The sequence below is a fragment of the Candidatus Poriferisodalis sp. genome, assembly GCF_965205175.1.
Classification (GTDB): Bacteria; Actinomycetota; Acidimicrobiia; order Acidimicrobiales; family Poriferisodalaceae; genus Poriferisodalis.
Window position 1 is genome coordinate 291,186 of sequence record NZ_OZ242038.1, and the last position, 23,484, is coordinate 314,669.

17 protein-coding genes are annotated in these 23,484 nt (G+C 68.1%); 5 read left to right on the plus strand and 12 right to left on the minus strand.

Annotation, left to right across the window (positions count from 1 at the left end):
* Nucleotide 1: 1 nt before the first annotated feature.
* Nucleotides 2-1,177 (plus strand): Ldh family oxidoreductase, encoded by a 1,176-nt coding sequence (locus tag ACOGI4_RS01280; protein WP_419842154.1) that lies wholly within the window; start codon nucleotides 2-4, stop codon nucleotides 1,175-1,177.
* Entirely contained in the window at nucleotides 1,174-2,379 is a 1,206-nt protein-coding gene (locus ACOGI4_RS01285; RefSeq protein WP_419842155.1) for an acyl-CoA dehydrogenase family protein, read from the plus strand. The genes ACOGI4_RS01280 and ACOGI4_RS01285 overlap by 4 nt, the downstream gene beginning before the upstream one ends.
* Before the next feature lie 69 nt (nucleotides 2,380-2,448).
* Here ACOGI4_RS01285 and ACOGI4_RS01290 read toward each other — a convergent pair whose 3' ends face one another.
* From ACOGI4_RS01290 to ACOGI4_RS01315, 6 genes are all read right to left on the minus strand, one after another.
* The gene (locus tag ACOGI4_RS01290) at nucleotides 2,449-4,122 is read right to left on the minus strand and encodes a thiamine pyrophosphate-binding protein (RefSeq protein WP_419842156.1); all 1,674 of its coding nucleotides are present in this window, start codon (nucleotides 4,120-4,122) and stop codon (nucleotides 2,449-2,451) included.
* Nucleotides 4,123-4,150: 28 nt separating this feature from the next.
* Entirely contained in the window at nucleotides 4,151-4,735 is a 585-nt protein-coding gene (locus ACOGI4_RS01295) for a DUF4389 domain-containing protein (RefSeq protein ID WP_419842157.1), read from the minus strand.
* 82 nt (nucleotides 4,736-4,817) lie between these two features.
* Nucleotides 4,818-5,663 carry a phytanoyl-CoA dioxygenase family protein gene (locus ACOGI4_RS01300; protein ID WP_419842158.1) on the minus strand — a complete coding sequence of 282 codons (846 nt, stop codon included), beginning with the start codon at nucleotides 5,661-5,663 and terminating at the stop codon, nucleotides 4,818-4,820.
* Nucleotides 5,660-7,216, minus strand: coding sequence for a glutamate synthase-related protein (locus tag ACOGI4_RS01305; protein ID WP_419842159.1), 1,557 nt, complete (start codon nucleotides 7,214-7,216; stop codon nucleotides 5,660-5,662). Before ACOGI4_RS01305 ends, ACOGI4_RS01300 begins: the two co-directional genes overlap by 4 nt.
* Nucleotides 7,217-7,504: 288 nt before the next feature.
* Nucleotides 7,505-8,056 (minus strand): hypothetical protein, encoded by a 552-nt coding sequence (locus ACOGI4_RS01310; RefSeq protein WP_419842160.1) that lies wholly within the window; start codon nucleotides 8,054-8,056, stop codon nucleotides 7,505-7,507.
* A gap of 19 nt (nucleotides 8,057-8,075) precedes the next feature.
* Nucleotides 8,076-9,323, minus strand: coding sequence for an ImmA/IrrE family metallo-endopeptidase (locus tag ACOGI4_RS01315; protein ID WP_419842161.1), 1,248 nt, complete (start codon nucleotides 9,321-9,323; stop codon nucleotides 8,076-8,078).
* 251 nt (nucleotides 9,324-9,574) lie between these two features.
* On the opposite strand from ACOGI4_RS01315, the gene ACOGI4_RS01320 reads away from it, so the two are divergent.
* Both ACOGI4_RS01320 and ACOGI4_RS01325 read left to right on the plus strand, forming a co-directional pair.
* Nucleotides 9,575-10,816 (plus strand): sucrase ferredoxin, encoded by a 1,242-nt coding sequence (locus ACOGI4_RS01320; RefSeq protein ID WP_419842162.1) that lies wholly within the window; start codon nucleotides 9,575-9,577, stop codon nucleotides 10,814-10,816.
* Entirely contained in the window at nucleotides 10,800-12,023 is a 1,224-nt protein-coding gene (locus tag ACOGI4_RS01325; protein ID WP_419842163.1) for a CaiB/BaiF CoA transferase family protein, read from the plus strand. Before ACOGI4_RS01320 ends, ACOGI4_RS01325 begins: the two co-directional genes overlap by 17 nt.
* Nucleotides 12,024-12,187: 164 nt before the next feature.
* Here the strand turns inward: ACOGI4_RS01325 and ACOGI4_RS01330 are convergent, their stop codons facing one another.
* The 5 genes from ACOGI4_RS01330 to ACOGI4_RS01350 all read right to left on the minus strand — a co-directional run bounded on the left by ACOGI4_RS01330 (nucleotide 12,188) and on the right by ACOGI4_RS01350 (nucleotide 20,921).
* Complete coding sequence (locus ACOGI4_RS01330) at nucleotides 12,188-12,709, minus strand: shikimate kinase (protein WP_419842164.1); 522 nt, start codon at nucleotides 12,707-12,709, stop codon at nucleotides 12,188-12,190.
* Nucleotides 12,710-12,822: 113 nt separating this feature from the next.
* Complete coding sequence (locus ACOGI4_RS01335) at nucleotides 12,823-14,409, minus strand: trimethylamine methyltransferase family protein (RefSeq protein WP_419842165.1); 1,587 nt, start codon at nucleotides 14,407-14,409, stop codon at nucleotides 12,823-12,825.
* Nucleotides 14,406-16,904, minus strand: coding sequence for a GcvT family protein (locus ACOGI4_RS01340; RefSeq protein WP_419842166.1), 2,499 nt, complete (start codon nucleotides 16,902-16,904; stop codon nucleotides 14,406-14,408). The genes ACOGI4_RS01335 and ACOGI4_RS01340 overlap by 4 nt, the downstream gene beginning before the upstream one ends.
* Nucleotides 16,905-17,043: 139 nt before the next feature.
* Entirely contained in the window at nucleotides 17,044-19,659 is a 2,616-nt protein-coding gene (locus ACOGI4_RS01345; RefSeq protein WP_419842167.1) for a GcvT family protein, read from the minus strand.
* Nucleotides 19,660-19,667: 8 nt separating this feature from the next.
* The gene (locus tag ACOGI4_RS01350) at nucleotides 19,668-20,921 is read right to left on the minus strand and encodes an alpha-hydroxy acid oxidase (RefSeq protein ID WP_419842168.1); all 1,254 of its coding nucleotides are present in this window, start codon (nucleotides 20,919-20,921) and stop codon (nucleotides 19,668-19,670) included.
* A gap of 115 nt (nucleotides 20,922-21,036) precedes the next feature.
* On the opposite strand from ACOGI4_RS01350, the gene ACOGI4_RS01355 reads away from it, so the two are divergent.
* Entirely contained in the window at nucleotides 21,037-22,326 is a 1,290-nt protein-coding gene (locus ACOGI4_RS01355) for an aspartate aminotransferase family protein (RefSeq protein WP_419842169.1), read from the plus strand.
* Between the two features lie 27 nt (nucleotides 22,327-22,353).
* Here the strand turns inward: ACOGI4_RS01355 and ACOGI4_RS01360 are convergent, their stop codons facing one another.
* Nucleotides 22,354-23,409, minus strand: a complete 1,056-nt coding sequence (locus ACOGI4_RS01360) for a zinc-dependent alcohol dehydrogenase (protein WP_419842170.1) — start codon at nucleotides 23,407-23,409, stop codon at nucleotides 22,354-22,356.
* Nucleotides 23,410-23,484 lie beyond the last annotated feature (75 nt).

Sequence of the window (23,484 nt, forward strand, 5' to 3'; positions counted from 1 at the left end):
CGTGAGCGAACACGCAGCGACCAGCTCTGCGCTGCCGCGGGGCATACCTGACGACAGGCCTCCCGCTGGCGGCGGCGACCAGGACGACAGCACCGCCGGCAGCGCGCCCGTCGCGTTTCGCCTCAGCGAGCTGCGGGAGTGGGGCATTGCGGCCTATGCGGCAGCAGGGATGAGCACACCGGACGCGGCCACCGTGGTCGACAACCAGCTCTGGTCGGACCGGCGCGGCGTCGACACCCACGGCTTCCAGCGGATCAGCTGGTACGTGGAGTGGTTCCGCGACGGCACCACCGACCCGAAGGCGCAGTGCGAAGTCGTCTCGCGCACGCCCTCAGTGCTCGTCGCCGACGGTCACCACGGCCTCGGCCAGCTCGTGATCACCCGCTTCATGGAACAGCTCATCGACGCCGCGAGCGCCAGCGGGCTCGTGGCGGGGGTGATCCGCAACTCCAACGACTGGGGGTGCGGCGCCAACTACCCCTACCGCGCAGCCGAGGCCGGATTCGTGTGCTACGGCACCACTACGTCGGTTCCCAACCTCGCGCCCTTCGGGAGCCGCCGCAAGCTGTTCGGCAACAACCCGATCGTGTGGACGTTCCCGCGGCGCGGCCGGCCGCCCATCGTGCTGGACATGGCGGTGACGCCGGTGGCGTTGGGCAAGGTGCTGCGAGCCCGCTCTGAGGGCACCGACATCCCCGCCGAGTGGGGTTTCTTGGATCGCGACGGCAACCCCACCGTCGATCCGGATGCTGCAATGCGGGGCATCGTGCCGGCCATCGGCGGCTACAAGGGCATCGGCATGGTCACCGCCTCGAACATCGTCGCGGGGATCCTGGCCGGCTCGGCCCACACCGGCGACGTGGCGGTGGGTCGGCGGGGGCAGTTCTTCTTGCTGATGGACCCCGGCGTGTTCGGGGACCGTGAGCGCTACTACGACGACATCGAGGACATGGTGGCCCAAGTCCGCGCCGCAGGGGAACACGATGCGCTGCCCGGCCAGACCGTGTACCTGCCCGGCGAGCTCGAACAGCTGGAGATGGACCGGCGCAGCGCCGCAGGCACGGTCAGCTATCCGCCGTCGGTGGTCAGATCGCTCCGCCGTGTCGGCGACGACCTCGGCGTAGCGTTCGAGTGCGCCCCCGTGCCCGGCCAGTCGAACCGCGGCGGCTCGTCGTGACGGCTGCAGGTGCGTCGCACGACGCCGGTCACCAAGACATGCTGACCCGCGCAGCCGCGTGGGTTCCCGCCCTGCGCGACCGCAGCGTCGAGATCGACCGGCTGCGACAGCTCCCGCAGGACTTGGCCGAGACGCTCGCCGCCGACGGCTTCTACCGGACACTCGTGCCGCCGACACTCGGCGGTCTGGGGCTGTCGCCGGCGACGTTTGCGACGGTATGCGAGGTGCTGGCGACGGGCAACGCGTCGGCGGCATGGTGCACGTTCATCGGTGCGACCTCCCAGATCACGTTCGCGGCGCTCGAGGCGGACCAGCTCGCTGAGGTGCTGGCCGACCCGGACGTGATCACCGCCGGTGTGTTCGCTCCCTCGGGCCTCGCCCGTCCCGCGGCCGGACCCGACGGTGCCGACGGATTCGTCGTGAGCGGCCGCTGGGCGTGGGCGTCGGGATCGCACAACGCCGCGTGGATCTCCGGCGGCGTGCAGGTCAGCGGAGGCGACAGCGCTGAGGACGAGGCTGACGGCGAGCCGCCGAGGATCGGCCGAGCGTTCTTCCGACCCGCCGAGATCGAACTCCACGACGACTGGTTCACCAGCGGCCTGCGCGGCTCCGGCTCAAGCACGTTCGAAGCCCACGAGGTGTGGGTGCCCGCAACCCGCGTAGCGTTCGAAGGCAGCATCCTGCAATCGGCCTACGCCGACGAGCCGCTGTACCGCATGCCGCTGTTCGGCCTGCTGGCGCTGCCGATCGGCGCGATTGCGCTGGGCATGGCGCGGGCCTGTGTGTCTGAGGTGATGCGGATCGCTCAGGCGAAGGTCCCCATGGGCTCGGCCCGAACTCTCGCGCAGCGGCCGGCACTGCACAGCGCCGTGGGCGTCGCCGACACGGAGGTGCGCGCAGCGCGCACGCTGCTCTACGCAACGATCGACGCCGCTTGGGAGCGAGCACAGCATGCTCCCGCGGACCTCGAGACCCGGCGGAATCTGCGCACGGCGACGGTCCATGCGATGCAGACCAGCCTGCGGGTCATCAGTTCCATGAACGCCGCTGCGGGCGGCACGGCCGTCTTCGAGTCTTCTCCGCTGCAGCGCCACCTGCGCGACGCGCAGACTGCTTCGGCGCACTTCATGGTGGCGATGCCCGTCATGGAACTGGCCGGCCGGACCTTCTTCGACCCCGAAGCCGACACCTCGGGTCTGTGAGGCACGCCTCGGGCCGCCGTCGGCAGCCGCCGCAGCGTGCCCGCGCGCGTCGCCGATGCGTGGGGCGGCTCAGTCCTGGAGGCGGCGCTGGTGGGCAGGCAGCGGAAAGTCGATCGGAGTGAGCGAAGTCAGATCCACGTCGATCAGCGACGGTCCCACCGGCTCGCCGTCGCCGGATGCGCGAGCGACGGCCCGACCGAATGCGTCGGTGAACTCCGCGACGCTGCGCACCCGCTGCGCCGGCACGCCCATGGCCTGCGCCACAGCGACGAAGTCGACGCCGCCGATCTCGGTGCCGTGGTGGGCATCCCACATCGCGTCCTGGATGATGCGCAGCACGCCGTAGCCGCCGTCGTTGAAGACGCACACGATGACCGGCAGGCCATGCTCGGCGAGCGCCGAAAGCTCCCCTACCGACAGCAGCAGACCGCCGTCGCCTTGGATCACCACCGTCGGCCGTCCGGCGCCCACCGCAGCGCCGAGCGCCATCGGCACGCCTGGTCCGATGGCGGCATTAGCGGCCCGGATCGAGGTGCGCGGCGCAACGATCGGCAGAAGCCGATTGCCCCACATGTAGCCGGGCACGGTGGTGTCACGCACGATGCGGGCCTCGTCGCCGAGCATGCGGCGGATCGCGTCGCAGATCGCCGCGTGGTCGGCGCCGATCTCCTCACGCATCGACTCGATGTCAGCGTCGCGGTGCTTGCGGGCCCGATCCACGTAGCCGTCGTCGACGGTGGGCGTGCCGTCGCCCAAGCGTTCGAGCAGTCCGGCCAAGCTCAGCTTCGCGTCGCCGACCGCCGCCAGCGACGCCGGATAGTTCAAGCCGATGACACCAGGGTCAGCGTCGAGATGGATCAGCTCCGCTGGCAGACGCAGCGTCCATACCCGGGTGGCGTAGTTCTGGAAGCGAGTGCCGACCGCCAGCAATAGATCGGCTTCGGCGAAGACGTCGGCCATCTCCCGCCGATCCGACCGGAAGCCCAGCGACAGCCGGTGCAGCTCGCTCATGGCGCCGCGGCCCTCGATGGTGGTGACGACCGGCGCGCCCAGCCGCTGCGCGAGCGCGGTGAGCTCAGACGACGCATCGGCGCTCACCACCCCGCCTCCCGCCCAGATCAACGGCCGCTGCGCCGCTGCGAGGCGTTCGGCAGCGTCGTCGAGCAGACCGGCGTCGGGCGCCAGACGCTGCACCTGCGCCGACCCGGCAATCTCCTCGCCGCCGAAGCGTGCGTACTGGAAGTCGATGGGGATCTCCACTGCACCGGGCTGGGGACGACCGGTGCGGATGTCGTCGGCGACACGTGCAATCTCCGTGGAGATCGCGCTCGGGTGCCGCACCGATGCGACGCTGCGGCACACCGTGCGCAGCATCGAGGCCTGGCGGTCGTTCTCGTGCAGAAAGCCCTTGCCCTTGCCGCAGAAGCGGGACTCGGTCTGGCCGGTCACCATGAGCACGGCCGAGCTGGCGAACGCCGCTTCGTACAGGCCCGGCACGGCGTTGGCGGCGCCTGGCCCGGTGGAGGTGAGCAGCACGCCCATCTCGCCGGTTGACCGGAAGTAGGCATCGGCGGCGTGCGCAGCCGCCTGCTCGTGACGAACCTTGACGACCTCGATGTCGTCGCGAAGCGACAGTGCCTCGTAGATCGGCAGATTGTGCACGCTGACGATCCCGAACACGTGCCGCACGCCGAGGCGCGCCAGCGTGGCCGCGACCGCTGCTCCGCCGTTCATCTCGTCCATCGCTGCTCCTGAGGTCCGCCGAGGGTTCTCACGCCTCAAGGCTGAACGGCGGATACTCGTCGGTGAGCAGGTGCAGATACGCGTTCATGCGCAGGTTCACACCGTACGACGAGACGACCCACTGACGCATGCCGTTCGGCCAACGCCCGGTGAACAGCACGGCGAAGAACGCCAGCACGACCAGCAGCACCGAGATCATCCAGACGATCAGCGCGAACACCGCTGCCGGGATCGCCAAGATCAACCGGAAGCCCACGGTGAGCCGGTTGCGATCGGTGAGCCGCGGCTCGAAGTCGGCAGCGACCGGCGTACCGCCCGGCTCCCCAGCAGTCATGTCGAATGAGAACGGCGGGTACCGCTCGTGCAGGAAATCGACGTCGGCGTACAGGCGCATGCTGTAGCGCAGGTACATGCACTGGAAGTTCGCCAAGCCCTCGGGCATCCTGCCGGTGAACACGATGGCGAACCAGCTGATCAGATTGAGCAGCCAAGCGACGCCCTGCAACAGTTCGAAGACGAACAGATGCGGGATCGCCAGCAGCCAATGCACGAGGGGCCGCCAGCGGGCGATGCGCTCGGGCGAGTCGACCGCAACAGCGGCGGGAAAGGTCATGGGCCGAACGTAGCTGACGCGGCCGGATCGCGCGAACGAGTATCGGCGTGCGCTCATACGCCGGTGTGCTGAAGCACGAGCGCTACGCCGCTGCCTGCACTGCCACGAGCGGGAACCTGCGGTCGTCGGCGGGATACTCGCCGGCTCTCGCGGTGGTGTCGGCATCGCCGACGGTGGGATCGCAACCGGGGTGAGGGTGCCACACCGCGTCGTCGCCCAGCCAGCGAGTGGACAGCGCCACTCGCCGCCGGTCGCCGGCATTGCCCGGCGAGCCGTGGATCAACCACGACGAGAAGAACAGCGCATCGCCGGGCTCGACGTCGAACCCCACGATGTCGTAGGCCGCTCGGTCCGCCTCGACATCGGGCATCTTCTCGCCCTCGAATGCCGCCATGAAACCTCGCTTGCCGTCGAAGGACTCCGGCGCGTAGTAGGAGTCCCAGTGATGCGAGCCGCGCACGAACTCCAGCGAACTCTCTGCCACCGTCGCCGCGGTCATCGCCACCCACGCGGAGCAGATCTGCTTGCCGAGGAACGGCCAGTAGGGAATGTCCTGATGCCATGGCGTCGGGCTGGCCGTGCGCGGCTCCTTGACGAGGAGGTGGTCGAAGTAGAAGCGAGCCGTGCGCGACTCCATGAGCGCTGCCGCCATCTGCGCCATGCCCGAGCCGAAGACGAACTCGCCGATGACCGGGTCGACCTCCCATCGGTAGCGGCTCGTGAACAGCCGGTTCTCCGTGGCGCCCGGATTGGTGTCGGACACCCAGTCGCCGGGTACGCGCAGCTGTTGTTCCGCCACCTCGAGGATCCGCTCGACCCACTCGCCAGACACAGCGTCAGCAATCTTGACCACGCCGTCGGCTGCGAAGACGGTCCTGTGTTTCTGAGTGATGCGGTCAGCCGCGTCGGCGGCCTGCAGTCCGCTCATCGTTCCCCCTTCTTCTGCCGCTGCGCTGCGGACGCATTGACTGTAGCTTCCGCACGCACGGCTTCTCGCAGACCGGCGATTCGGGCGGGGCTATGCGTGTGCGCGCGGCGCATCCCCAGCGCACGGTCAGCAGCTTCGAGCTGGCCCGACGGGCTGATGACGTTCACGTTGTCTGCGCCGATGAGCCCGGGGTGCTCGACTCCGCAGGCGTCTGCGAGGCGGAGGAGCTCTCTGCGCAGACCGATGACGTAGTTCGCCAGCCGCACGCTCTTGCTCGACGGGTCGAGTCCTCGCGCCAGCCACTTGTTCTGCGTGGTCACACCAGTCGGGCAGTGATTGGTGTGACAGCGCTGCGCCTGAATGCAGCCGATGGCCAGCATCGGCTCGCGTGCGACGCCGATCATGTCGACGCCGACGTTGAACGCCAGCACCGCAGGTGCGGGGAATCCGAGCTTGGCGGAGCCGATGAGCACGATGTCGTCGGTCAATCCCGCATCGCCGAAGGCTCGATGCACGACGCTGAAGGCCCGCCAGAACGGCAGCGCGACGTGATCGGTGAACACCAGCGGTCCGGCGCCGGTGCCGCCCTCGGCACCGTCGACGGTCACGAAGTCCGGGCCGAGACGCGTCGTGGCCATGTGCTGCGCAAGTTCGGTCCAGAAGGCCTCCTGGCCGACAGCCGACTTGATGCCGACGGGGAGGCCGGTTGCTGCTGCTGTCTCCTCGACGAAATCGACGAGTTCGCCCACATTGGCGAAGGCCGAATGACGGCTCGGACTCCTCACGTCCCGGCCGACGGGAATGCCCCGCGCCGCCGCGATCTGCGGGCTGACCTTGGCTGCGGGCAGCAGGCCGCCGACTCCCGGCTTGGCGCCCTGGGACAGCTTGATCTCGATAGCCCGAACCGGTGCCGAACTCACCGTCTCGACGAGACGTTCCATCGAGAAGGTGCCGTCCGGATGTCGGCAGCCGAAGTAGCCGGTTCCCAGCTGGAAGACCAGCTCGCCGCCGTTGCGGTGGAAGGCCGACACGCCGCCCTCGCCGGTGTTGTGCAGGCAGCCGGCCATGTGCGAGCCGCGGTTCAGCGCTTCGATCGCCGGGCCCGACAGCGACCCGTAGCTCATGGCCGACACGTTCACCACCGATGCCGGCCGGAAGGCCTTCGCACGGCCCCGCCGAGCACCCATGACCTTGCCGCACGGGATCGGCGCATCGTCGGGAACCTCCCTGCCGAGCGGAAATGCGCTGTGGCGGATGGTGATGTGGCCCGCAGCGTCGATCTCGTTGTCGGTGCCGAAGCCGAAGTAGGAGTTCTGCTGCTTGGCGGTCGCGTACACCCACCGCCGCCGATCGCGATTGAACGGCCGCTCCTCGTCGTTGTCGGCCACGATGTACTGGCGCATCTCCGGGCCGGCCTTCTCGAGCAGGAAGCGCAGATGGCCGACGACGGGAAAGGTGCGCAGGATCGAGTGGCGCTTTTGGACGCTGTCGTGGACGAACACGATCACCAGCAAGGCACCGACGACGATCAGCCCCCACAGCCACCACGGCACAGGCGCAAACCTACCGCGCGCGGGCGCATGGTCGTGCGCAGGCGCACTGAACGCGTTCCCGGCTCGCGGAATCCGGCAGGCACCAAGCTCGCAGACGCTACTTCCTGGGCAGCCAATGCAGAATGAACTGATCCAGTCGGGCTCGATCGCAGATGGGACTCGCTGCAATGAGAGCACTTGAGGTGATTGGCAGGTGATCTCGGAATCCTCGAGGTTTGGCGGCCGGCAAGGAGAAATAGCGCATATGGGTATTGCTGTTCGCTCCTCGGTTCAGCAAGAATCAGCCAATCACAGTCTGAAGTAGGCGGGACTTCTCTTGATACGATGTTCCGGCCTGAAAGAACGTCCAGCATTCTCAATTTCGTCTGCGATGCCGCAGGCATCCGTCGCTGTGAGGGAGCCATTGGCAACGGCGATTCGCAAAATCTGGATGGTGTCGATCACTCTGCCGATCCCCAGCGAGACTCGGCGAACAGCGAAACTGTAGGCGTTGTTGTCATCCGTCACAAACTGTCCGCCGTGCTTCTCGGCGAAGTAGATGCACTCGGCCTCGCCGCGATCACCCTGGGGGGGCTTTCTGCCCTCATTCAGGCCCACCTGCAAGCGGTACACATCGGCCATCTCCGATGCGCTCGGCTCAGCAGGCGCTCCGAGCCATGACTGGCTGAGGATGGCAGCGCAGTGTGCTTCCCCCGTCAACTGAGCTGATTCGATCTCCGCGCGTATTCCCTCTGTCCACCGGGGTTCGGGCCGGTGTCCATGGCAGTCTTGCAGTACATCCAAGCGTCCGGCGACCGCGAAATGGCGGAGCGAGACAGCGTCATGCAAGACCGGGCCCATGTACTAATTATAGGAGCAGTTACTGGGCAACGAGCGGATCTACGTCGAAAGCCTGGATCGCTTGGTCAGGCGAGTCCTTGGGACTCGCGTAGTGGCCATTCAAGATCGCCGCCGCCTCATGCCCGGAGTCGATCACCTCAATGATTTCGTCGCGATCGGCACCGAGCAGGCGCGCCAACGGCCCTGCCCCGACACTGCCCTCCAATGCTCCGCGATGGCACCGCGCGGTGAGCAGCCTTGGCGAGCGCATCGCGGGACGTGCAGCGCTCGCTGCCAATAGGCGGCGCGCGTCTTCCTCGTCCTCGACGTGTCGAACTAGGCCGGCGCAGCCAATCCCCTTCAGGCGATCCCGCCCTTGAGCATTGATGAGCCCAAGGTTATGCAAGCGATAGACGAGAGTCTCATAGCTGACACCGAAGCTGAGGATCATGATTGCGAGACAGCGCGCGCTGCGACCGTGCTTTTCGATGGAGTCTCTGACTTGCTGCTCAGGCATCAAGAACGCTGCAGCAAACGCATTTGCTAACCGCTCATCGTCGGTTCGGGCCCGCATGTCCCTGTCGATGCTAAGGTTGGCTCCGTCGCCGCTGAGCACGTGACCTAATTCGTGCCCCAGCGTGAACAAGGCTCTGGACCGGATCTGATCAGCATTCACCAAGATCAGCGAGAACTCATCGTCCGTGAGCGCCAAGCCAAGGGGCGCGTCCTTGCCCAAGCTCTCAACCATCACGTCTATGCCCAACGCGTCCTCGATGGCCGTGGCCAGCTCCGCTAGACGACTCGATCCCTCAGCGCATAAGCTAATTCGCTCTCGCGCCCAGTCAGCCAACGCGTTGGCGTGTTCGAGCCAGTTGCCAAGCCGCGGCGGGCGATCTCCGATGCGGACTTCCGCGCGGTGGCCGCCTTCGTCCAACACTTGGTGCAGTTCGGCCAATGCCGTGAGCCGCATCCGTGCGTCCCCGTCGGCGCGATGGTCGCCGTTGGTTCGACACGATACGGGAAGCCGACCCAGTAGCGAGTCTGGTTCCAGAATGGCGAGCTGGGAGACTCCCAGGAAGCCCGCAATGGTGCCGAGCTCGGCAGCCTTGACACTCCGTCGGCCTCGTTCGAGGTTCGACACGGCACTGGGGTCCACACCGAGCGCCTCGGCAAGATCGGTAGCCCTGAGCCCCGCAGCCTCTCGCAATCGCCGAATCTGGCCCCCGACCGACACAGCCACAGTAGACAGCATAGACGCGCCTTGCGAAAATCGCAAGACGCTCCGCATTGGACGGGCATCGGGAGACGCTTCGAGCGTGTGATCCCCGGGGCTGAGGGAGCGTCACCACGGCACAGGCGCAAACCTACCGCGCGCGGGCACACGATCTCGGGCCGGAGGCACCGGCGAGGAGCCTGCGGGCCTGCGGCGGACAGGGCATCTGCCGTACTCCGCGAGCAGCCGACGCGTCCGCTGCGGCTGCGGGTTCCCGATTTGGGCATCGTCCGGCTCAGACGCAGGGACATTCCTATGCTGGCGCGGTGACTTCGGCACCGAGTTCAGCACAGGGTGCTGACGTGCTGGACCCACGGTCGGCCCGGCGTCTGCCGCCGCTGACACCGGAGGCCGCGGCACTCCTGCCCGCAGACCACGACGCTCCCCGGTGCGCTGCCCATGCCGCCGCCATCGGCGCCGATCCCGGCGGCACTGCCATCTGCGCGAACGCTGTCGCACTAGTGGAAACGCCGCTGCCGTGGGCCAAGCCGGTCTTCACAAGCGGATTGCTCGAAGGCTTGGCCCCGATGATGGAGCTGCATGTCGGTGCGACCAGAGTGCTGGCCGTCGTACCTCCTGACAGGCACTCGGAGTCACGCCGCAAGCGGGACGAAATCAGCGTGACGCTGCACTGGCGCTCCGGCGCTGGTACATCGTCGGTCCGGTACATTGCCTGCGGACCGGAGGGGCTGCGTGGCCTGTTTGGCCATCTGGCGCACCGGATGCCGACGGATTCAGGGCCTGACTCGGGTGGCTTCACGGCGGTTGGTTGCGCCGAGAACGAGTCTGCCGTGCTCATCTGCACCCAAGGCAGTCACGACGTGTGCTGCGGGAGCGAAGGCGCACGTCTCGCTGCCGACTTGGAGTCGCTGCTGCGCACCCGCAGCAAGGCGCCGCGCAGTGCCAGCGGCGGATCTCTCAGCGACGCACCGCTCGCCGACCACCAGCCGACCGATCCGCACCAGCCGCCCAGAGAAGCGCCTGCCGAGACGGACGGACGAGTCGCGGTCTACCGCGTCAGTCACACCGGAGGCCACCGCTTCGCTCCGACGGCGATGACGCTGCCCGACGGCCGCATGTGGGCAGGGATCGACGCGCACGAACTCGCAGCAATCGTGAACCGTTCCGCCGTGGCAGCCGACCTGGCGCCTCGATGTCGCGGGTGGTGGGGGGCATCCACCGGCCCCGCCCAAGTGGGCGAGCGGGCAGTCTTCGCGCAGGTCGGGTGGCCGCTCGAAGCGATGGCGCGTGAGGTGCGCTCCCGCTGCGCGGACGACGGCTGGAAGGTCGACGTCATCGTTTCATGCGCAGGCCGTGCTTGGACGGTGACCGTGCGCGAGGGGCGGACCGTGCCCACGATCGCATGCCGCGCCGCCGGTGGCGTGCCTGCGAAGCCGGCAACCGAGTTCGTGGTGACCGACATCGTCACCACGGACCTTTCCCCTTCTGATCCTGCCGACCTGATCGTGCCGACACTGAGGAGCAGCGCAGATGACATCACCGCTTGAGGGCATTCGGGTCGCAGAGTTTGCGAACTTCGCTGCTGCGCCGTCCGCCGCCGCGATCATGGCCGACCTCGGAGCAGAGATCATCAAGGTCGAGGCCATCGGCGGCGACCCGATCCGCGGGCTGATGAAGCAGGCGAAGCTGCCCGAGGGCGCGCACAACCCCGATGTGGCGTTCCAGTTCATCAACCGGGGGAAGCAGTCGATCCAGCTGAATCTCGACGATCCGGACGGGTCGGCGGTCGCTCGCCGCTTGATTGCGGCGTCGGATGTGGTGGTGATGAACTTGTTGCCCGAACGCCGAGAGCGCTTCGGGCTGGGCACCGAGGAACTGCTGGCGCTGAAGCCCGATCTGGTGATCGGCTTGCTGTCGGGCTACGGCGAAGTGGGAGACGAGATCGATCGGCCTGGCTACGACGTGACCGCGTTCTTCTCCCGCTCGGGCCTCCACGGCGCCGCGACACCGCCCGGAGGCGTTCCGCCGCACGCTCGGCCCGGCCAAGGAGACCACACCACCAGCTTGGCGTTCTTCGGCGCGATCATGGCCGGGCTGCGAGCCCGGGACGTGACAGGCGAAGGCCAAGTGGTCGAAGCCTCGCTGCTGCGCACTGCGGCGTGGACCATCGCCATCGACTTGTCCACTTCGCTGGTGGACGGCCGGCCGAATACCGAGCGGCCCCGCGAGAGCGGATTGTCTCCGATGCTGGAAGCGTTCGAGTGCGCCGACGGCCGCTGGCTTCAGTTCACCATGCCCGACACCGGAGACGCCTGGGCGCGCTTTTGCAAGGCCATCGAACGCGAGGATCTGCTGGCAAACCCCGACTACGAGACCGGCCGCCAGCGCTACCGGGCGATGCGAGCGCTGCTGGCCGACATCGACGACACGTTCAAGTCGCAGCCGTCGCACTACTGGATGCCGCGCCTGGACGAGCACCGCTGCATCTGGGCGCCGATCAACGACACTGCTCAAGCGGCACAAGACCCGCAGGTGCGCGCGACCGGGGCATTCGAGACCATCCATCACCCAGAGGCGGGCGAGTTCGAGACCGTCGCCGCTCCGTTCCGGATGCACAGCGCCCCCGACGTGGGCGTGCGCGGCCCAGCCCCGCGCGCGGGCGAACACACCGATGCAGTGCTGTCGGAGCTGCTCGGCTTCAGCAACGAAGAGATCGCCGACCTGACCCAGCGAGGCATCGTCGCCGCCGACTGAACGGACCTTGGGCGTCAAGCAGATCTTCGATGCCCGACCATGTCCATCCGAACACTCGCAGCGGCGGTTCGGCCGCCATGGGTACCGCCCGTCCTCGTCGGACGCGAGTGGGGGACGTAGCCCCTTCTGGTTTCCCGCGTCCGGTGCCCCCGGCGAGCCGTCGGTCAGCTCCTGAGGCGGTTGATGATGTCCGTCGCGATGGCCGCCGGGGTGCGGCCTGCTGCGGGCACCTGCTCGAATTGCCCGTAGCCGTCTGCCCGTTCGTCCAGCAGTCGGGCTATGGCGGTTGCCGGGTCGTCGCCCGCGAGCAGTGGTCGCATCGGGCCGTCGGGATCGGCTTGCAGACGCCGGTAGACCTCCGCGGCATCAACGATCAGGCAGAAGACTCGTCCCGTTGCGCTCAACACCTCAGCGTTGGGCGGATCGAGCATCATCCGGCCGCCTGTGGCGATGACCTGTTGCCAGCCGGCCGCTGCCTCGATCGCAACCTCCCGCTCGTGGGCCCGGAACGCCGCCTCGCCGTGCTCAGTGAAGATCGCGTGGATCGGCCCGTGCCGGGCCACGATGAGCGCGTCAGTGTCGAGGAACGCCCAGCCGAGTTGGTGTGCGACGATCCGCCCCACGGTGGTCTTGCCCGAGCCCATGAAGCCCGTCAGCACTACGTTGCGCCCGGCCGAAGCAGCCACCGCGTCACGCTAGGACGCTGATCCGTTGCCTACGTCGTCAGCGAGCGCGCCGCAACTGCCACCGGCGACGGAACGTTCGCATCGCGGGGCAACGACCTCACGCCAGCCGCCAGCTAACTGGAGACTGGTGCTGCCGTTGGGGGGCCTTGGGCAGGCAGGTGGATCGGGAACGCATCTCGGACAGCGGTGTCGGTCGCTGCGCTGATGTGGGTGGGCCAGTGGTGCTCCAACACGGCGTTCACGTGATCGTGGGCGACGTCGTGAGCCGCCTTGCTGCCAGCGTCGGTCCAGTCCTCGGGCGTGTCCCGATTGGACACCAGCGGGTACAGGTACTCGCTCTCCATCAGCTCGAGCGTCTGTGGCGAGCCCAGGAAGTGGCCAGGCCCGGCGATGACCTCCGCGATGAGCTCAGCAGACAGCGTGTCGGCGTTCACCTCGATGCCACGCACGGTGCGGTTGATCGCGCCCAGCATGTCATTGTCGATCACCAGCGCTTCGTACGAGCAGGCCAGCAGGCTCGCCAGCATCCCCGCAGACTCATAGACGAGGTTCGCGCCCGCGTGACCTGCCAGTCCCACGTTCAGGCCCTTCTCGTAGCCGGCTTGCGCGTCGTTCACCTTCGAGTCCGTCATGCCCGCCGCCACGCCGGTGGGCAGCCCGAGCCAGCGGCCGATCTCGGCAGCAGCAGCGTTGAGAATGCCCTCCTCGCCCGAGCCGCCGCTCATGGCACCGGTGCGCAGATCCGACACGAACGGCCACAAGCCCAGCAGGCAGGGATGTCCGGGCGACAGCAGGTTCACGAAGGTCAGCCCGCCGAGGCACTCGGCAACCGCCTGGGCCAGCGCACCGGCCAGCGCCGCTGGCGCGGTGGCACCGGCCTGCAGGGCCGAGAGCAGATTGATCGGCATGCCGGTTCGCACTTGAGCCACCAGACAGTGCGCCGAGTCGGGGGCGAAGCGCAGCGGTGGCACCACGAAGGTGTTGTTGGCCGCAATGAACGGACGCTTCTCGAACTCGCCCGCCCCACCCAGCACGAAGTCGAACATCTCCACCGACTCGTACACCCAGCGCGGGTCGAACCACGACGAGCCGCCCGGCTTGGTGGTGCTGCACATCACCGCGTATGCCGTGGTGAGGTCCAGGTGACGCGCCTCGACGATGTCACGTGCGACGACAGTGCGCACGTAGAAGTGCAAGTTGTCGAGCACGTCCACGAGGCGCCCGCAGTCGTACACGTCCTGGGCCACCGAGTCGCGGAACGTTCCCGTCACGTGGTCGTAGATCATCACGGCGGCGCCGGCAGTGCCGAAATAGACGTGGTCGCCGCCCACCTGCACCGACCGGTCGTCGTCGAAGCCGTGCCAGATCCACTCCTTGGCCGCGGTCTCGATGGCGCGCTCCACGATGCTGCGCGGCAATCGGATGCGTCCGGCGTCGTCGATCCAAGCGCCCAGCGGCACGGCTGCTTCGACGAACTCGTCGAGCGGATCGCCCATGCCGACGTCTTCGAGCAAGCTCAGCGCCGTGTCGTAGACCAACTGCATGTCTCCCGCAGACAGCGGCCTGAAGCGGCCTGCCGGCAGGCCTGGGCGCACAGGCCTGCGATCAGGCTGCGGCACTGCTTCGCGGACGGCGATGCGGCCCGCACGCCCGCCGCCACGGCGTCGGCGGGGCGCCTCGCTCAACGCAGCCTCGCTCATGACCGCAGCGCTCGATTCTGTGGGTCGTAGGCCGCCTCGGCCAGCACGGTTGCGGTCCGACGCTCGCCGAGCAAGTCCAGCTCGAACGTGCTGCCGGGCGCTTCGAAATGAGGATCGACATACACGAACGCCAAGCTGCGGCCCACCGTGTGGCCCCACGCGCCGCTGGTGGCGATGCCCATGGGCTCGTCGCTGTCCGGCGCGAATGCCGGCTCGTTGCCGCGCACGTCGTTGTCTGCGGCGTCCACCTCGCAATAGACCAACACCATCGACAGCGGCTCGCCGCGAGTCTCCTGGTCACGACGGGCCATGACCTCATCGCGCCCGATGAACGGGCGACTGCAGTCCACGAAGCGGCCCAAGCGGGCTTCGACCGGGGTGATCTCGGTGGTCAGCTCGCTTCCCCACGCCTTGTAGGCCTTCTCGATACGCATCACGTTCATGGCGTAGCTGCCGAACGGCACCAGACCGTGCGGCTCGCCGGCCTCGGCCACGGCGTCGTAGATGCGGGCCGCCTCGGACATCGGGCAGTGCAGCTCCCAGCCCAGCTCGCCGACATAGGAGACCCGCAGCGCGAGTACTCCTACCCCTGCCACGGCGATCTCCTGCGCGGTCAGCCAGCCGAATGCGCGATTGCCCACGTCGGCATCGGTCAGCGGCGACAGCACGTCACGCGCGCACGGGCCGGTCACCGCCACGATGGCGGTGTCGTCGGTGGCGTCGCGGACGCTGACCTGCTCGCCGGACGCGACATGGTCGCGCAACCAGTCCAGATCGTGACTCTGGCCCATGATCGCCGACGCCAGCCAGTACCGAACGGGCGACAGTCGCGCAATGGTCATCTCGCACTCGACGCCGCCCGAGGCGGTGAGCATGTGGGTGAGCCGGATGCCGCCGTCGCGACCGGGCAGGCGGTTGGCCGACAGCCGGTCCAGCAACGCCGACGCGTCGGCACCGGTGACCTCGAACTTGGCGAACGCGCTCAGATCGGCGACGCCGACACGCTCGCGCACCGCACGCACTTCGGCCCCAACCACCTCGTGGGCATTGGAGCGGCGGAACGAATGCGCCTCAGGGGCCCCGTCGGGCGAGAAGTACTGCGGTCGCTCCCAGCCGTAGACCTCCTGCCATTGCGCGCCGAGCGCGTCCAGGCGGCCCCACAGCGGCGTGGTCTTGACGGGCCGGCCGGCGGCGCGCTGCTCGCCCGGCAGCCGCACTTGGTACATCTCGTGATACTCGTCGATGGCCTTGTCGACGGCGAACTGCGACTTCGGGCCGGCGTGGTCGCCGAAGCGGCGCGGATCCATGCCTCGCACGTTGATCTCGGTCTGTCCGTGGACCATCCACTGCGCCAGGAACTTCCCTGCACCGGGACCTTGGGTGATGCCGATGGACGCTCCGTTGCAGTGCCAGTAGTTGTGCACGCCCGGCACCGGCCCCATGAGGTAGCCGGAGTCGGGAGTGTGCGTGATCGGCCCGGACACCACCTGCTTGATGCCGGCCTCCGACAGCACACCGATGCGTCGCTGCGCCCAGTCGAGGCACTCCTCGAGCACGTCCAGGTTCTCGCCGGGCAGGTGAAAGTGCAGATCCCAGTCGATGCCGTCGACGCCGTAGGTCCGAGCGCCGGAGGTCTCATAGGGACCGATGAGCAGTCCGTCGATCTCCTGGCGGTAGTAGCAGGAGGCTCGCGGATCGCGCACGACGGGCAGCTCGAACCCGAGTTCTGCGACTGCGGGCACCGACTCGGTCACCAGGTACTGATGGATGACCGACACGATCGGCACCGGCAGGCCGATCATGGCGCCGAGCTGCGGTGCGTAGTGCCCGGCAGCGTTGACGACATGCTCGCAGTGGATGGTGTCGGCATCTTCGTCGCAGTGCGAGCCGTTGCGGCGTCGGTGCGGGTCCGCGCCGCCTCGCACGACGGCCACATCCCAGCTGCGGTCGGAACGCTGGGACATGCCGGTCACGAGCGTGTGGCGCATGATCTCACAACCCAGGTCGCGTGCGCCTTTGGCCATGGCGTTGGTGCAGCTCGACGGATCGGTCCAGCCGTCGTGTGGCGTGTAGAAGCCGAGCCGGACGTCGTCGAGGTCGGTCAGCAGCGGGTGTCGTTCGGCGATCTCGTCGGGGCCGATCAGATGCGACTCGACGCCGATCCCGCTGAGCATCGCGTGGACGTAGCGGTGCCAGTCGGCTTCGTCGGCGGTGCGCGCCAGCCGGATCGCGCCGCAGTCGTGCCAGCCGGCAGACAATCCGGTTTCGGCCTGCAGCCGAGGGTAGAGCGCGACCGCTGCTTGATGAACCTTGGCCATGTTCAGGTCGCCGATGAAGTTCGGAACGAGGCCGGCTGCATGCCACGTGGAACCGGACGTCAGCTCGCCCTTCTCGACGAGGATCGTGTCTGTCCAGCCTTCGTGCGCCAGGGCGTACAGCAGCCCGACGCCCATCGCCCCGCCTCCGACGATCACACAACGCGCCTGCTTCGACATGGTCAGCGAAGCTGGGCCTGCTCAGCCATACACAGCTCCCCATGGATCCAGGCCAGACGTGAGCCGAACCAGCAGTAGCGGCCCCGAGGCGTGCCGACGTGGTGCGCGCCAAAATACCAGACGCCCGTGAGCGCGGCAGCTACATGCGCACGCGTCGCTTGGCGGGATCGTAGAAGCTGCGGATCGACGCAGTGGCCGCGATCAGCCGTCCGGCGATCTCGATGTCGAAGGCACCGGCTTCGAGCCAAGTCTTGGTCACCGGCTGCGGATCCGGGCCCGATGCGCTCGGATGCGTCACGTAGCCCATAGCCAGGCAGCGATGCTCGGTGTAGCTCCAGGCGGCCGAGGTCACCCGCCCCACGAGCCGACCGTCCCTGCGGATCGGCTCGTCGTGGTAGGCCAGCGCCTCGGGGTCTTCCAGCCTGAAGTGTACGAGACGTCGCGTGCGCGGCTGGTGGCGCTGAGCCTCCAGCGCGGCGCGGCCGACGAAGTCAGCCGGCTTGTCCCAGGCAATGGCGAAACCCAGCCCGGCTTCGAGCGGGGTGTCCTCGTCGCTGATGTCGTGACCCCAGTGGCGGTAGCCGCACTCCAGCCGCAGCGAGTTCATGGCGTGGTAACCGGCATGCACCAGTGCCGGCCCCTGCTCCGGCCCCGAGTCCAGCCCCGCTGCACGCTGCGCAGCATCGGCTCTTTCGGCGTGGTGCGCGGCGTCGCGCAGAGCCTCGTAGACCGCCGTCGCCCCAGCGTTCGGGACGTACAGCTCCCACCCCAGTTCACCGACGTAGCTCATGCGCACCGCCAGCATCTCGACCGGACCGTCCGATGTCGCCACAGTGATGTGCCGAGCGGTGCCGAAGCTGAACTGAACACTGTCCAGCGCGGCGTCGGTGACCTGCGCCAGCAACGCGCGCGAGCGCGGTCCCATGAGCCCGAGCACCGCCCAGTCGTCGGTGACGTCGGCGATCTCGACCTGGTGGCCTCGGCAGTGACGGCGCAGCCACGCCCAGTCACGGGTCTGGCTTGCAGCCGAGGTCACCACCCAGAACTCCTGAGCGCCCAGTCGGGTCACGGTCAGATCCGCCTCGATGCCTCCTCGCTGATTGCACCACTGCGTGTAGACGGCCCGTCCCACGGCTACGTCCACTGCCGCCACGCTCAGCGTGTCGAGCACCTCCAGCGCGTCTGGGCCGCGCACCGCGAACTTCGCGAACGAGGACTGATCGAACAGCGCCACACCGTCGCGGACCGCTGCGCACTCCCGTCCGGCGTTGTCGAACCAGTTCTGCTTGCCGTAGCTGTAGCGGTACTCGTGCTCGCCGCCGGGCTCGGCGAACCAGTTGGGCCGCTCCCAGCCGGCCGTCTCGCCGAATACCGCTCCCGCTGCGTCCATCGCGTCGTGCAGGGCCGAGCAACGCCGGCCGCGCGCGCTCGTGTACTGAAAGTGCGGCCAGTGCATCGCATAGAGCAGCCCGAGGCTCTCGCTGATGCGCTCGGCGAGGTAGGCGTTGTCGGCCTGGAACGGCATTGCGCGACGTATGTCCACCGCCGACAGATCCATCGGCGGGTGCCGGTCCGCAATCCAGTCGGCCAACACCCATCCGGCACCGCCTGCGGACTGGATGCCGACGGAGTTGAAACCCGCTGCCACGAAGCAGCCGTCGACTTCGGGCGACTCGCCCAGGTAGTAGACGCCGTCGGGCGTGAACGACTCGGGACCGTTGAAGAACAGCTGCACGCCGCAGTCGGCAAGCGCGGGCACCCGATGGCAGGACCGCTCGAACACTGGGCCGATGTGATCCCAGTCCTCCGGCAGCGTCCCGAAGGCAAAGTCGCGATCGATGCCGTCGAGACGCCAAACCTTGGCCTTGGGCTCGAAGAAGCCGACCATGAGCTTGCCGGTCTCCTCCTTGAAGTAGGTGTAGTTGGTGGGGTCGCGCACGATGGGCGTGGAGGCGTCGAGCCCCTCCAGCGGCTCGGTCACCACGTAGAAGTGCTCGCAGGCTTGCAGCGGGACGTTCACGCCGATCTGGCCCGCCAGCCGGCGGGTCCACATGCCGGTCGCCAGCACGACCGTCTCCGTGGCGATCAGGTGTCCCGAGCCGTCGTTGCCGGCACCAGCTGCGGCCTTCGCGGCGGCGCTGGGCACCGGCTCGGTCCGCACGCCGCAGATCGCGCCGTGGCGCGTCTCGAGCCCGGTGACGGCGACTCCCTCGAAGATGCGGCAGCCACGAGCGCGTGCGCCCTTGGCCAGTGCCATAGTGGCGTCGACGGGCGAGACCAGGCCGTCGTCGGGCAGGTACAGCGCGCCTACCAGGTCGTCGGTGCGCATCAGCGGCCACATCTGGCGCAGCTCGTCCATGTCGAGCCGACGAGACTCCACGCCGACGGTGGCGCCCATGGACGCGCCCCGCAGGATCTCCTCCCAGCGCTGCGCATCGGATGCCACCGAGATGGACCCAGGCGCGCGGAAGCCGGTTGCCTGGCCCGTCTCGTCCTCCAGCGCTTCGAACAGGCGGACCGAGTAGGTGGCGAGCTTGGTGAGGGTGTGCGTCGCCTTGAGCTGCGCCGCCAAGCCGGCGGCGTGCCATGTCGTGCCCGAGGTGAGCTGATTCTGCTCGATCAGCACCACATCGGTGATGCCGCGCCGCACCAAGTGGTACGCCACCGCGCACCCCACGATGCCGCCGCCCACCACGACGACCGCCGCTCGATCGGGCATCGTGCGGCTGTGCGGCGCGACAGCCTGATCGGCCATGAGCGTCCTCAGACCCGCTCGAGCAGGTCGGGGGCCAGCTCCGCGGTCGAACGAACGCCGACCAGCCGCATCGTGCGGGTCATCCCCTCAACGAAGTAGTCGAGCAGCCAGTCCACGCCAGTCTCGCCGGCGGCGCCGAGGGCGTACAGGTACGCCCGGCCGATCATCGCCGAGTCGGCCCCGAGCGCCAGCGCCTTCACGATGTCGCTGCCGCGCCGGATGCCCCCGTCGCAGATCACCTCGCAGCGGTCGCCCACGGCGTCGCGCACGGCCGGCACGCACTCCAACGGCGCCGGGGCGCTGTCGAGCTGACGCCCGCCGTGGCTGGACACGATCACCGCGTCCAGCTCCATGTCCGCCGCAATCTTCGCGTCGGCAGGCGACAGCACCCCCTTGAGCATCACCGGTCCGTCCCAGCGATCACGAAACCACTCGATGTCGTCCCACGACAGCGACGGGTCGAACTGGCTGTTGATGTAGTCCGCCAGCGCCACCGCGTCTGCGCCGGCGCCGCCGGAGGCCCCTCGGCAGTTGGAGAACGTGATCGGCTCGTTGCTCAGGAAGTCCAGCAGCCAGCGCGGATGCGTCAGCCCGTCGATGATCGTGTCGAGACCGAGCTTGGGCGGCAGGCTGAAGCCGTGCCGCACGTCACGCTCGCGTCGCCCCAGCACCGCGGTGTCGACCGTGATCATGATGGCCTCGTAGCCGGCAGCGGCTGAGCGCTCCAGCAGGTCGGCCATCAGCGCGCGGTCGCGCCACACGTACACTTGGAAGAACTTGCGCCCCGAGCACACCGCTGCGACCTCCTCGATGGAGCGCGTGCCCATAGTGGACAGCGAATACGGAATGCCCGCACGCTGAGCGGCGCGTGCCACAGCCAGCTCGCCCGCCGAATGAGCGATGCGGCCGAAGCCGGTGGGCGCGATCACCAGCGGAATCGGCACCGCGGCACCCAGCACCGTGCCGGAGATGTCCACCTCGGACACGTCTCGAAGCACGCGCGGACGGAACTGCCAGCCGCGGTAGGCAGCCACGCTGCGAGCGGCGCTGATCTCGTCTTCCGCGGCCCCGTCGATGTAGTCGAAACAGCCTCGCGGCAGCCGGCGGCGAGCGATGCGGCGCAAGTCCGCGACGTCGGCTGCACGACGCAGTCGCCGGATGTCGCCGTCACGTTCGAACTCGCCGAACTGCATGACGCTGCGGGCCGCTTGCCACGCCTGTGCCACCCGTACCCCCAGACCTGCCATAGGAAGTCCTGCCATCGGAAGCCCTGCCATCAGACCCGCCCTCGCGTCTGGACTCGGCGGTGTGCGCCGGCAGGAACTCTACGATGTGCGCCCAGCGCCCTCCGCTCCTGCGACGCGAAGGAGAGCCGACATGGCCAGCACCGCCGAACTCGCCGAGCGCTACCGCGCCGTGCTCCCCAGCTTCATCAGCCCCCTCTACAACCGGCCGATCTCGATCAGCCACGGCGAAGGCAGCCGCGTGTTCGACAACGAAGGCAACCCCTACCTGGACTTCTTCGGCGGGATCCTCACCACCATGATCGGGCACGCCAATCCTGTCGTGGTGGAGGCCGTGCAGTCCCAGGCCGCCAAGGTCATGCACACCTCGACGCTGTACCTGAACGAGGAGATGATCGCTTTCGCAGAGGAAGTCGCCGCCGTGTCGGGCATACCCGACCCGCGGGTGCTGTTCACCACTTCGGGCAGCGAGGCCAACGACACTGCGATCCTGCTGGCCACCAACTACCGCAGCACCAATCAGGTGCTGGCGATGCGCAACAGCTACCACGGCCGCTCGCTCACCGCCCAAGCCGTCACCAGCCACCGCGCCTGGTCGACCAGCAGCTACAGCGGTCTCGACGTGCACTTCGTGCAAGGCGGCTACCGGCTGCGCAGCCCGTTCAGACACCTCGATGACGGTGCATTCACCGACGCCTGCGTGGAGGACCTCGTCCAGCTCATCGACATGACCGACTCGGGCGGATTCGGCGCGCTGATCGCCGAACCCATCCAAGGCGTCGGCGGCTTCGCCACACCGCCCGACGGCTTCTTCGGCGCGATGGGCAAGGTGCTGCGCTCCGAGGGGATCTTGTTCATCTCCGACGAAGTCCAGACCGGCTGGGGTCGCACCGGGGAGCACTTCTGGGGCTACGGCGCCCACGGCATCACTCCCGACGCCATCACCTTCGCCAAAGGCGTCGGCAACGGCATCACGTTGGCCGGCATCGTGGCCCGGGCGGAGCTGATGAACTGCCTGAAACGCAGCTCGCTCACCACCTTCGGCGGCAACCCGCTCTCCACTGCAGCAGGTCGAGCCACGCTGCGCTACGTGCTCGACAACGACCTGCAATCCAATGCCGCCGCGCGCGGGGCGCAGATGCGCAAGCGGCTCGCGCCCGTGTGCGACGCGTCGCCGCATGTGGCCGAACTGCGCGGCAAAGGTCTGATGCAGGCCATCGAGTTCTGCCACCCCGCCAGCATCGAGCCCGACGCCGCGACCACCGCTCGGGTGCTCGAATCGGCCAAGGACCGCGGCCTGCTCGTGGGCAAGGGCGGCCTGTACGGCAACGTCGTGCGCATCACGCCGATGCTGAACGTGACCGAGGCCGAGCTCGACGAGGGGCTCGACATCCTGGCGCAGGTGATCGAGACGCTCGACTGAAGTGCGACCCGCGCATGAACAATGCGCTCAGTCGAAGCGGACCGACACCTTCAGCGCGCCCGCATCGTGGGGCTCGTGGGCGAGCCGGAATGCGTCACCGATGTCGCTCACGTCGAACACATGGCTGAGCAACGGCGACACGTCGATCGCTCCGGAGGCGATCAGGCGCAGCGCCTGGCGAAACGACATGGCACCCGGCTCCTCTTGTGCGCCGTAGGTGCTCGCAGCCGTGAGCCGCTTGCGAAAGAACTTCTGGAAGCGCACGTGGATGTTGTCGTCGGTGGACGGCAGCCCGAACCACAGCAGAGCGCCGTCGATGCGTGCGAGCTCCACCGAGTCCAAGAACGTGTCCGAACGCCCCACCGCCTCGACCACGTAGTCGGCGCCGACGCCATCGGTCATGTCCCGGACAGCTTCGATGACGCCGGCGTTGCCGAGTTCGGCAGCGTTCAGGCACTCGTCGGCGCCGTAGGCCTGCGCCACGGCCAAGCGCGCGGCAGAGAGGTCCGAAACGATGACCCGCTGCGCCCCGGCGCGCTTGAGCAAGTAGGTGAAGAACAGCCCCGCCGAGCCCTGACCCATCACCATGACCGTCTCGCCCGACACGTCGCGGGGATGTCGGCGCATGGCATAGATCACGGTGCCCAACTGCTGGGCCATGAGCATCTGCGAGCGCGGCACATCGCCCGCCGGCAGCGGCACGCAATAGGCGGAGTTCACCCGCTGGTAGGCGTTGAAGCACTCGCCCACCGGAGGGTTGGGGAACGTCAGCACGTGGGTGCCTTCGGCGAGTCCGGGCGCTCGGCTCTCCACCACCGTGCCGATGCCCTCATGGCCCGGAAAGCCGTGCGGGCAGGGCGGACGGTGAGCGAGGCCCGCTCCCATCATCACCATGTGCAGGTCGCTGCCGCAAATCGACGCCATCTCCGAGCGGATGAGCACGTCGAAGTCAGGGCTCGTCGAACCGAAGGCGGCATCGGGCACCGTCGACGGAGCGTCGCTCAACGAGGCCTCGTTCAGCGAGGGCACGGGGATCTCTTCGCACTCCATGCGCCCGACCTCGACCATACGGCCGGCTTTCATCGTCTCCATCTGGGTTCCCCCATCTGCTCGCCCCCGGCTGCTCGCCGACCTCGGTCCGCCTCATGCGTTTGCGCC